General features: G+C 60.1%; 6 protein-coding genes. All 6 read left to right on the forward strand.

Annotated features, from left to right (window positions below):
- Positions 1-5: 5 nt before the first annotated feature.
- The 6 genes from FYK55_RS17820 (at position 6) to FYK55_RS17845 (ending at position 11807) form a co-directional block, all read left to right on the forward strand.
- Positions 6-773, forward strand: coding sequence for a putative signal transducing protein (locus FYK55_RS17820; protein ID WP_150077803.1), 768 nt, complete (start codon positions 6-8; stop codon positions 771-773).
- Positions 774-1375: 602 nt separating this feature from the next.
- Positions 1376-5233: an efflux RND transporter permease subunit gene (locus FYK55_RS17825; protein WP_150077804.1), complete on the forward strand. Its 3858-nt coding sequence runs from the start codon at positions 1376-1378 to the stop codon at positions 5231-5233.
- A 151-nt stretch (positions 5234-5384) separates the two neighbouring features.
- A complete protein-coding gene (gene upp / locus FYK55_RS17830) occupies positions 5385-6020 on the forward strand; it encodes a uracil phosphoribosyltransferase (RefSeq protein WP_150077805.1) in 636 nt (211 codons plus the stop codon).
- Positions 6021-6289: 269 nt separating this feature from the next.
- Positions 6290-8731: a PSD1 and planctomycete cytochrome C domain-containing protein gene (locus tag FYK55_RS17835; protein WP_150077806.1), complete on the forward strand. Its 2442-nt coding sequence runs from the start codon at positions 6290-6292 to the stop codon at positions 8729-8731.
- A gap of 71 nt (positions 8732-8802) precedes the next feature.
- Positions 8803-10257: a DUF1501 domain-containing protein gene (locus FYK55_RS17840; RefSeq protein WP_150077807.1), complete on the forward strand. Its 1455-nt coding sequence runs from the start codon at positions 8803-8805 to the stop codon at positions 10255-10257.
- A 74-nt stretch (positions 10258-10331) separates the two neighbouring features.
- Complete coding sequence (locus tag FYK55_RS17845) at positions 10332-11807, forward strand: sulfatase family protein (RefSeq protein ID WP_150077808.1); 1476 nt, start codon at positions 10332-10334, stop codon at positions 11805-11807.
- Positions 11808-11904: the final 97 nt, after the last annotated feature.

Here is an 11904-nt window from a genome sequence, read left to right on the forward strand (position 1 = left end):
CGAAGATGTCCGATGCACTGCGTGTTGTTCAACGCTGTGGTGATCAGTGGTCTGGCTACACGATTCGCAATCTGCTGCTTGACGACGGCATCGATGCGATCGTTTCCGGCACCGACGCGGCGACCGCGCTCGGGATGGGCGGAGCGCCGACGAATTCGCTGATTCAGGTGAAGGTGCGTGAGGAGGACTACGCCCGCGCGATCGAGTTGATCGAGCGCTATCAATCCGAACCTCGGTCGGAAAAGCGTTGGCAATGTGCCCGCTGCGATGAAATCAACGAAGGCAACTTTGATTACTGTTGGAATTGCCAGGCGGATCGCGCCACTTCGGGACGCGACGTGACATCTGACTCGGTCGCCCAGGGATCCATCGAGTTCGACGGTGATCCGTTCGCCTCTCCCGAAGCGGTGCCGACGGAGTCCGGAGTTGCCTCGTCGAGGAATCCGTATCATCCGGTCTTGATCCATTCATCCTCGGAAGACGACAAGAGCACGCCGGCACGCCTGTCGCTGCGCAGCGAACAAGAAGAGGAGGCGGAACTGCGGTATCGCATCGCCGTCCGCCGAGCCGTGCTTGCGGCGATCGCCACCGTGTTCATTTTTCCGCCGGTGCTGAGCTGGTTTCCGGTCGTGCTGTGGTTGCGGCTGCCACCGCGGCCGGACTTTGTCGCGCCGCCGAGATGGCAGTTCTGGGTGTTGCTTGCGTTCACGGGACTGGGGATCGGTTGGGGAATGTGGATCTGGTCACAAACCGTCCTCTGGACCTGGCTCTGAATCGGATTCAGCACCAGGATCTGTCTGTAAACCCAATCAATCGTTTGTCACGAATTCTTCGTAGCTACCGTCGCCAGACGGTGGCCGACTTTCGATCTTCCACGCTCTGGCGAGCGCGGCTACCCCGAAACGCCGCACCGAAACGTCGTCGCCCAGCTGTCGCGCGTGCAAAAGACCACCTTGCCCAATCAATCGTTTTTCGGAATTCCTCGTAGCTACCGTCGCCAGACGGTGGCCGACTTTCGATCTTCCACGTTCTGGCGAGCGCGGCTACCTCGAAGCGCCGTCGCCTAGCTACCTTGCTTTCTTCACCTACGGGTTAGCCAACTCCGGAGAAGCTCGCGAGCCTGTTGCCGACCCTCCCGGTGGGAGGCAAAATCCAACGGCACGACCCTCCCGAGGGAGGGTAAAGGCCGTCTGCGATCGTGTGCGCCGGAACGGAAAAGTTTTGCGAACCGTTCCAAGCCGCGTGGGATTGGCGAACTTGGCAGTTCGTCGAAGGGCTTTGAAGTAGACGATTACCCGCTTTGGCGGTATTTTACGCGTTTCGCGCCGGGACCCGTCCGGTCGCTTCTTGCCACCCCCGACGTGTCTTTTCGCTCATGCCCCAGCAGCAGCAACCGAGCCCTTCCGACAAGCGGCCACTGCTGGAAAGAAAGACTCCGCTGGGGCTCTCGGTCGCGCTGCTGATCCTGTTCGCGTTTTTCTTCGTGATGCCGTCGGCGTTCCGCTCGGCACGATTGAGCCTGAAGAAGAAAGAGAACGACGTCAAAGATTGGTTGCCATCGGATTTTGTCGAGACGTCCGAGTTGGAATGGTTTGCTGATCACTTCGCCGGGGAAAGTTTTGTCGTTGCCACCTGGCCGGGCTGCACGGAAAAGGACCAGCGGCTGAAGTTGCTCGAGTCCAAGCTGCGACATGAGTGTGCCACCTCCGATCCGGCCGCGGGGGTCGACGACCCGGAGCTGGCCGCCGACTTGCGTTCGGCCAAAGACTACGGCGTGCGGCTCGGTCTGCTTCCCGCGTCACGACGCTATGACAACTGGGGCGGTGCCCATGAGAAATGGCTGGCTGACGGTGAAGGACGCTGGTTCTTTATCAAACCCGACGGTCGTTTGTATCGTTGGGAGGAACAGTCCAACGGGCCGGCGGGGCTGATCCGTTCGTTGCGGCGAGCGATGGGTAGTTACCAGCTGGAGGGAACCTTTGTTGCCGCCTTTGGCGACCAGGATAAAGCGGAGGGGACGAACAACTTTTACAACGATCCGACGTTGGTTTGCGCGCCGATGTTCCGGACGGTCGAGACGGGGGCTTCGCTGGCGGCGGAGCTTGCCAAAGAAGGCGGGCCGTTGTGGCCGGTGGATTTGACCGACCAGTCCAAGCGTCCCGAGGTGGCCCGACGCCGCGCGATCCAGCGGCTGACCGGTTCGCTGTTCGCTCCTGCGGTTCCGGCTGATTTTGACTGGACGCCGCAAGCTTTTCGCTCGGTTGTCTCGGCGGCGGAACGCGACGCGATTCCCGAGAACTTCGACTCAATCGTCGAACAGACGTTGACGGGGTTCGCCGAGGAGCGATTGGATGGCGACCGTTCGCTGCTTCCCGATGCCATGCAGGAGGTGCAGACGGAAGCCTGGTATGCGGTGTTCGATGCAGCAGAGTTGCAACCGCCGCCGCGTCAGACGGCGCTGTTGATCACACTGACCGAAGCGGCCAAGGACAATCTTTCCTATGCCTTGGGACGCGGCGTGATGGGAGGACCGAGGGGCCGACTGCTGGAACTGGCCGAAGAGTCCGGCGTCCAGCCTGCCGCCGCGCCGTCCATGGCACCGCCGCCGTTTAATCGTCCCGAGGTGGAGTCGATTGCCGGGACACCTCCCCTGCGTCTTGGCGGACCACCGTACGACAACGTCTCAATTGACGAAGAAGGGACCGTCACGCTCGTCCGGCTGGTCGGGTACAGCATCCTGGTCGGCGTGGTGTTGTCGTACCTGTGCTTCGGGAGTGTCAAAATCACGATCATGGTGTTCATCGTCGGCGGATCGGCGGCGATGCTCAGCATGGCGGTCGTGAACTGGACCGGCGGCAATGTCGACGCGGTCCTGATGAGCATGCCGTCGCTGGTGTATGTGCTGGGGCTTTCTGGCGCGATCCACGTGATCAATTACTACCGCGACGAGGTGCGGAAACAGGGACGTCGCGGGGCCGCAGAACGGGCGCTGCGACACGCGTTTTTCCCTTGCACGTTGGCGGCAACCACGACCGCCATCGGACTGGCATCGCTCTACACGAGCAATCTGGCACCGATCAGCAATTTCGGAATCTATTCGGCGATCGGCGTCATCGCGACGTTGGCCATTCTGTTTACGTACCTGCCGGCCGCCTTGCAGACTTTTGTCACCGAATCGCCTGCGACGTCGACCTACACCCCTGACCAGGAAGAAGCGCAGAAGGAAACCTGGCTGTCGGACCAATGGGCCGCGACCGGACGCTGGATCTGTCGCCATCACGTGTTGGTCACTTCGACCTGTTTGGGGGTGCTGTTGGTGGTCGGTGTGGGATTGATCAAGATCAAGACCTCGGTGCAGCTGCTGAAGCTGTTCGACAGTCAATCACGCATCATTCGGGACTATGCATGGTTGGAAGAGAATTTCGGCAAATTGGTGCCTATGGAATTGGTCCTGCGCGTGCCGCCTGCGATGCAGTCGCACACGATGGAGACCTCGCAAGACCCGTCGGCCGAGTCCGTCGACGTCACGCCGCAAGATGTCACGAGCCAGGATGGTGATGAAACGCAGCTGGCGGATTCGCAAGACCGGACTGCGAGTGGTCCGGCCGATTCGACCGGCCCGCATTCGCCGGCGTTGAACATGTTGGAGCGGGTCGAGGCGGTTTCGCGGATCAATCACGTCGTCCACGAAACACTTGGCGAGCCGGGGCTGAACATTGTCGGCACCGCAACCAGTGCCGACACGTTTCTGCCGCCCCTTCCGGCGGTCTCCAATTCATTCTGGAACACACGTTCTTTGTACAACAAAGAGCTCGGCAAGTCGCGTGAAGAGCTGTTGCGAAACGACTACCTGAGCTTGGAGCAGGAAGGTCCGTTCGCCGGCAGCGAATTGTGGCGCATCAGTCTCCGCGTCGATGCCTTGTCCGATGTGGACTACGGTGCGTTTATCAAAACCTTGCGGACGGCGGTCGAGCCGGTGCTGCGGGCGTACGACACCCGGGATGCAATGTTGGAAGAGCTGGTATCGCTTCCCGAGGGGACTTCCGCGGAGCGTGTTTTGATCGTCGGTGCCGAACGTCCCAAGGATTTGATCGAAACCGACCTGATCGCTCCGCGTCAAAGCGAAGACCAGCCCAACGAGGAACGGATTCGGACACGCTCGATTTACCTGTCGACCTTAGGCGAGCTGTTGCGTGGCGAATCGGTCAAGCGACCGTTCTGGTTTGACCCCCACGCGGCCGACGCGCCGCTGGAAGTGGGTAGCGACAAATGGCGAAAGCTGCTGGAACAGTTTGATGTGACCATCTGGGTCGATGAGCAGCCGCCCCCGCAGAGCGCATTTACGGATGCGGATCTGGTGATTGACGGGACCGACATCTTTTCCAAGCCGATTGAGCACCGATTGGTCGGAGACCAGATTCCCGACGCTGCGGGATCGGGAGCTTTGCAAGTCGTTTACACGGGTGTCGTGCCGGTCGTCTACAAGGCGCAGCGGACACTGCTGGCCAGCCTGGTCCGTTCGATCGCGATGGCATTCGTCTCCATCGCCCTGGTGATGATGGTGCTGTTGAACCCGGCCCGAAAGCCGCTTCGGATGTTGCGGGGATCAAATCTGGGTCCGGGAGTGATGGCGGGGATCGTTTCGATGATTCCCAACATGTTTCCGGTGCTGTTGGTGTTCGGTGCGATGGGGCATCTGGGACGGCTGGTCGATATCGGCACGATGATGACCGCATCGGTCGCGATGGGCGTCGCCGTCGACGACACGATTCACTTTCTCAGCTGGTTTCGGTCATACATCGACCGGGGCTATGACCGTTTGAAGGCGGTGGAGATGACGTACCGTCGCGTTGGACCCGCGATGACGCAGACGACCATCGTCGGTGGCGTGGGGTTGTTCGTTTTTGCCCTGTCGACGTTCACCCCGACGCAACGCTTCGGCACGCTGATGTTGGTCCTGTTGGCCGCGGCGCTGGTTGGCGACCTGATCCTGTTGCCGGCCCTGTTGGCTGGATCGCTGGGGCGATTCTTCAAGCCCCGCGACGGTGCCGGCGAGTCGGCCGACTCTCCTGTTCCCGATTCCGAACAATCGATCGAGTCGACCGACGCTCAGGATCCGCCGGACGATCCCAACGATCCGGATCCGGTCATCGACAAGGACGCGCTCCCGCAGCTACGACTGCATGCTCCCTCGACGCGCGCCGATCGGCCTCACCGGATGAAACGGCGCTAGGCGGAGACCTTCCCACCGTCTCCGGGCGTTGGAAACGCAACAGGATAATGCCGCCGTCAATTGGCGGCGAATACATCGCATTGTCCATGCGGGCCTTCGTTACAATCGGTCGCCAGAGGCGACAACGCATGCATTTCGGGAGAGCGGGCTGGTGAATCAAGTGACGCGCGTGGAACATCCACTGATCGAACATCACTTGTGCGCTGTGAGAGACGCGACGACGCGTCCGAGCGAGTTTCGTGCGGCAGTCCATCGGTTGGCGATGATTCTGGGGGTCCGCGCGACCGAAGATCTGGTGACGCAGCCGACGAAGGTTTCCACCCCGCTTTGTGACACGACCGGCTACACGATCGCATGCAACGTGGGGATCGTGCCAATTCTGCGTGCCGGCTTGGGGATGGTCGACCCGGTCCTGACGCTGCTGCCGGACGCCGCGGTTTGGCATCTGGGGCTTTATCGGAACGAAGAAACGGCGGAGCCGGTGGGTTACTACGATAAGCTGCCGCGGGAAAACGCGCCCAACGTGGCGTTGGTGGTCGATCCGATGCTGGCGACCGGTGGAAGCATCGATCTGGTTGCCGGTCGATTGAAGCAGTGGGGTGTCGACGACATCCGGGTGCTGAGCATCATTGCATCGCAGCCGGGAATCGATCGGCTGACTCGCGACTACCCGGACGTGCGTATCTTCGTCGCTGCGATCGATCCGGAATTGAACGATCGCTCCTTCATCGTTCCGGGGCTGGGCGATGCAGGCGATCGAATCTTCGATACGCCCCAAGACGGCTGAGACGAAACCGGTATCGCCACCCGGGGGGCCTGTCAGGCGACGGCGCAGCGGAGTCCCACCGCGGAAGCGGGCCAACGCGGGGCCGTGCGAGCGTTTGAAAGTCCTTTATTTGCAAGCGTTTAGAGAACATTCCTCAGCCGTTTGCTCGCATTTCTCATTGGAAGTTCCGGGGGTGATCGGCCACAATGGTGTCGTAGAGTTTGTTTGGCTCGTTCGCCCGCCTTCCGTTTTGCCGGCCTCACCCGCCCCCCTCCTGGCAACACTCAAAGATGCATTTGAAGACCCGATGTTTGGATTCCGCGCGTACGGTCTGGATGGGCCTGTTCGCCCTCGGCCTCTTCGCCGGTTCGGCCGCTTCACAGGAACCGATCGATTTCCAGAAGCAGATCCAGCCGATCTTGGCAAAGAAGTGTTACGCCTGTCACGGTCCGGACGAAGCCGAAAGCGGGCTGAAGTTCACCAGCCGCGAAGCCGCGCTGGGCGAGACCGAATCGGGGAGTTTTGCAATCGTCCCCGGGGACGTTGATGCGAGCCTGTTGGTCGACCGGATCACGACCGATGACGAGTTCGAGCGGATGCCGCCCGAAGGCGATCCGGTCACCGAAGAAGAAGCGGCCTTGATCATCCGCTGGATCGAGCAAGGCGCTGCTTGGCGAGATCACTGGGCGTTTGAACCGCTATCCGACCCGACGCCACCCGAAGTTTCGGATCCGGCCTGGCAGGAAAATCCCATCGATGCGTTCATCCTCGCTTCGCTCGAAGAAGCGGGCTTGAAGCCGAACGGGCCCGCCGATCGGCGAACGCTGATCCGGCGCGTCTACTACGACTTAATCGGCTTGCCACCGACACGCCAGCAGGTGGAAGCGTTCGTGAACGATCCATCCGAACAGGCGTTCCAGAAAGTGGTTGAAGAATTGTTGGATTCTGCCCACTACGGCGAACGGTGGGGACGACATTGGCTGGATCTGGTGCGGTACGCCGAAACGAACTCCTTTGAACGTGACGGCGCGAAGGCCAACGCGTGGAAATTCCGAGATTACGTCATCCGTTCCTTCAACGAGGATAAGCCGTACGACCAGTTCGTTCGCGAGCAGTTGGCCGGGGATGAGCTGGATCAGGTGACAAAGGAAACGTTGACGGCCACGGGTTACTACCGTCTGGGGATTTGGGACGACGAACCCGCCGATCCCCTGCAGGCCCGCTACGACGCCTTGGACGACATCATCTTGACCACCGGCCAGGCGTTTCTGGGTTTGACCATGAATTGCGCCCGCTGCCACGACCACAAGATCGACCCGATTCCTCAAACGGATTACTACGGGATGCTGTCCTTTTTCGAGGATGTCACTCCCTATGCGGAGCGCGGCGACCTGGACGCCTACAGCCAGATCGATGTCAGCAGCGATGAATTGAAAGCGCGGTATGACCAGAACGACGCCCGTCGACGGGCGATCCAAAGGGAACTGCACCAGATCGAACAGGCCGGGATCGTCAAGATGTCCGCCGAAGATCAGCGAGCGACCGAGGGGCCCCGCCGTGAGCGGCAACGCGTGCTGCGCAAGAAGCTGCGTGACCACGTCAGCGGTGATCAGTGGGAACGCTACGAGGAGCTGCAGGACCAGTTGGAACAGAATCAAGAAGAGCTCAAGGCTTTGCCCGCACGGGAACGTGTCATGGGATTGGCAAAGTATCGAGAAATCGATTCGCCGACGTACGTGCTGTATCGTGGCAATCCGCATTCACCAAGCGACGAGGTCACACCGCGATTCCCGGATCTGTTTGGCGCCGAGCAGCCGGAGTTTCCAGATGCCGAACCGACCACCACCGAATCGGCGGGCCGTCGACGTGTCTTGGCGGACTGGATCACGCGTCCCGAGAATCGATTGACATCGCGGGTGATGGTGAACCGGATTTGGCAATTCCATTTTGGCCGCGGAATCGTTCGCAGCAGCAATAATTTTGGCCAACTGGGGACGCCGCCAACACACCCGAAGCTGTTGGACTTTTTGGCGCAAGAATTCGTTCAACGTGATTGGAGCATCAAATCGATGCACCGATTGATCCTTTCCAGCCGAGCCTACCAGATGTCGTCGGCCGGGAATGAAGCTTCATTGGCGGCCGATCCGGACAACGATTTGTTCTGGCGTTACGACCCGCGAAGGTTGAGTGCGGAAGAGATTCGGGATTCGATGTTGGCGGTGAATCAATCGCTGAATCGCGATGTTTACGGACCGAGCATCTATCCGAAATTGTCAGCGGAAGTCTTGGCCGGGCAGTCGCGGCCGGGCAGCGGTTGGGGTGACTCCAGCGAACAGGAGCGGAATCGCCGCAGCGTTTACATCCACGTCAAACGGTCCTTGTTGACGCCGATGTTGTCGGCGTTCGACTTCCCCAACCCGGACCAGACGTGCGAAGCGCGATTCATGACCCTGCAACCCTCTCAAGCTTTGTCGTTGCTCAACGGCGAGTTTGCAGCCGAGCAGGCGGCACGATTGGCGGAGAGCGTGAAGGCGGGCGAGCTTGAGGATCGGGAATTGGTCCGACGAGTGATCAACGCTGTGCTGACACGGCCGGCGACTGAGAAGGACATCGATGACGGCGAGCAGCTGATCGAGGAGCTTCAACGCGAACACGGATTGCCGCGAGAACAGGCGGTCGAGTTGTATTGCTTGAGTGTCTTTAACTGGAATGAGTTCCTGTTCCTGGATTGACGGGCCGACGTCACGCTCTTTCGCTTCCCCCATTTCACTCCGATCAACATTCAACCCACAACGTCCCTGATATGAACAAGACAACGCGAAACTTCTGCGGACGAACCCGGCGTGAATTCATCTGGCAATCCGGTGCCGGTTTCGGCGCAGCCGCTCTGTCTGCAATGCTCTCCAAGGATTCATTCCTGAAGGCCGCGGACGTCCCCGACGGGCACGTGAATCCGCTCGCCCCGAAACCGCCGCATTTTGCGCCCAAGGCCAAGAGTGTCATCTTTCTATTCATGTACGGCGGGCCCAGCCACATCGACACGTTCGATTACAAGCCGAAGATGGTTGGGATGGATGGTAAGACCATCGAAGTGGAAACGTTCGGCCGAGGTGGTCGAAAAAACGGGGGCCGCATCGTCGAACCACGCTGGGAGTTCTCGCAATACGGGCAGTGCGGCAAGCATGTCAGCACGCTGTTTCCCAACATGGCCAAACACGTCGATGACATCGCGTTTCTGCACTCCATGACCGCCGACTCACCGATCCACGGTTCGGCGATGTTGATGATGAACAGCGGGAAGATTCTTTCGGGAAGCCCCGCGCTGGGATCTTGGGCAACGTACGGACTGGGATCCGTCAACGAGAACCTGCCCGGCTACGTGGTGATGCTGGATCCAAAAGCCGGACCGATCAGCGGCGCCAAGAACTGGAGCAGTGGTTTCATGCCGGCGACTTATGCCGGAACCGTCTTCCGTACCGAAGGCGCGCCGATTTTGAATCTGGATCGTCCCGCGGGCATGACGCAGGACGTCCAGCGTGCGTTGATCGATTCCATCCAGTCGGCGAATAAACGACACTTCAGCGATCGTGGCGACAACGACGATTTGGCGTCCCGGATCGCCAGCTACGAATTGGCGTACAAGATGCAAGCCGCCGCCCCCGAGGCGGTGGATTTGTCCGACGAGGACGAAAGGACGCTGTCGATGTACGGCGTTGACCGAGACGAAACGAATGACTTCGGCACCCGCTGCCTGATCGCTCGTCGTCTGGTCGACCGGGGCGTGCGTTTTGTCCAGCTGTACAGCGGTGGCGCGCACAATGATGACAACTGGGACGCTCACGGCGATTTGGAATTGAACCACAATCGGCATGCCGGCCGAACCGATTTGCCCATCGCCGGCTTGTTGGCCGACCTCAAACAGCGCGGCATGCTTGATGAAACGCTGGTCGTTTGGGGTGGCGAATTCGGCCGCCAACCCACCGCCGAATACGCCGAGGGTTCCGGACGCGACCACAATTCGTTCGGTTTCACGATGTGGATGGCCGGTGGCGGCATCAAAGGCGGAATGTCGTTCGGCACGACCGACGAACTGGGGTCCGCTGCCGTTGAGAATCCGCTGCACGTCAAGAACCTGCACGCGACCATCCTGCACTTGTTGGGATTGGACCCGAACCACCTCTCGTACTTCTACGGAGGTTTGGACCAGAAACTGGTCGGGGTCGAGCACGTCGACCCGATTCGCGAAATCATTGCATGAGTCCTTCTCTGTGGAATGTTCCCGCGAACCACGGATGTTCGCGTACCCCTTCTCCCTCCTCCGGAATGCTCTTGATGTCCCTGCGCCCCCACGGTCGTCTGACCGTCCGTTCCGCCAGCGTCGTCCTTTTTTATTGTGCAGCCACTTGGCTTGCCGCGACCGGCGTTGGCAGCTCGGCGCGTGCCGCCGCGCCGCCGAACATCTTGATCGTGCTGGCCGACGACTGCACGCACAATGATTTGCCGATGTACGGCGGGCAGAACGCCAAAACACCGAACCTTCAGCAATTGGCCTCGCAAGGTCTGACGTTCAATCGAGCATTTCTGGCCGAGGCGATGTGCCAACCTTGCAGAGCGGAGCTGTACTCGGGGCTGTACCCGATGCGGAACGGTTGTGCCTGGAACCATTCCGCCAGTCGGGCTGACATCGAAAGCATGCCGCAGCATTTGGGGCGGCTCGGCTACCGTGTCGGGCTGGCCGGGAAGGTGCACGTGACGCCGGAGAAAGCGTTTCCGTTCGAATACCTGGATGGCTTTGACAAGAATTGCGTTCGCGATCCGACGCAGACGTGCCGTCTGGGACCGGTTACAGATTTCATGTCGCGAAGCGGTGATCCGTTTTGCCTGGTGGTGGCTTTGGTGGAACCTCACGTTCCGTGGGTTATGGGTGACGCCAGCGCCTACCCGCCGAACCGCATCCAATTGCCACCGAACATCGCCGACACGCCGGAAACGCGACGGGCCTTTGGACGATACCTGGCCGAAATCACCTACATGGACGCCCAGGTCGGGCAGCTGTTGGATCAATTGGAATCGACCGGCAAGGCCAATGAAACGCTTGTGATGTTCTCTTCCGAACAGGGATCGCAATACCCTGGCAACAAATGGACCAACTACAACACCGGCGTGCACACCGCTTTGATCGCCCGCTGGCCCGGCGTGGTCGAACCTGGCACACGGACGGACGCATTGGTCCAATACGCCGATGTGATGCCCACGTTGATGGAGATCGCCGGCCATCCTCCGCAAGCGGGGACCTTCGACGGATCCAGCTTTGCGGCGGTCCTGCGCGGTCAGGCCGACGAACACCGCAAGTACGTCTATGGGGTTCACAACAACGTTCCGGAAGGTCCGCCCTACCCGATTCGATCCATCACCGATGGCCGCTATCACTACATCCGAAACCTGCAGAACGAGAACCTTTACATCGAGAAACATTTGATGGGGGTCAAAGGCGACGGGAAGTTGAACAACAAGTATTGGCAGACCTGGGTGTTCGACTCGTTTGACAACCCGGACGCCCTACGGCTGATTCAACGTTACCAGTTGCGGCCCGAGGAAGAACTGTACGACCTGCAAGACGATCCCTACGAGATGAACAATTTGGCGGGAAGCCAGAGCGCCACCGCGATCCAAAGTGAATTGAGCGCAGAGCTTGATCGCTGGATGAAGTCGCAGGGCGACCCGGGTGTGGAGCAAGACACCGTGGAATCGTTGCGTGCGTCCCGGCGAAATGAACATCGTTTTGGCCCCCACATCCAGAACCAGTGAATGTCACCCGGACGCGGTGCGTGACGAATCATCGGGCAGACCGGCGGCAGCGTCTTGCCGCCTCTCGCAAGCTAGATGGACTTGTAGGTCACGCTGT

Source organism: Roseiconus nitratireducens (assembly GCF_008629675.1).
Classification (GTDB): Bacteria; Planctomycetota; Planctomycetia; order Pirellulales; family Pirellulaceae; genus Stieleria; species Stieleria nitratireducens.

What these genes read in the sequence shown, in the direction of transcription:
- FYK55_RS17820 (WP_150077803.1), top strand. Translation starts at nt 6, where the DNA reads ATGTCCGATGCACTGCGTGTTGTTCAACGCTGTGGTGATCAGTGGTCT.
- FYK55_RS17825 (WP_150077804.1), top strand. Translation starts at nt 1,376, where the DNA reads ATGCCCCAGCAGCAGCAACCGAGCCCTTCCGACAAGCGGCCACTGCTG.
- FYK55_RS17835 (WP_150077806.1), top strand. Translation starts at nt 6,290, where the DNA reads ATGCATTTGAAGACCCGATGTTTGGATTCCGCGCGTACGGTCTGGATG.
- FYK55_RS17840 (WP_150077807.1), top strand. Translation starts at nt 8,803, where the DNA reads ATGAACAAGACAACGCGAAACTTCTGCGGACGAACCCGGCGTGAATTC.
- FYK55_RS17845 (WP_150077808.1), top strand. Translation starts at nt 10,332, where the DNA reads ATGTCCCTGCGCCCCCACGGTCGTCTGACCGTCCGTTCCGCCAGCGTC.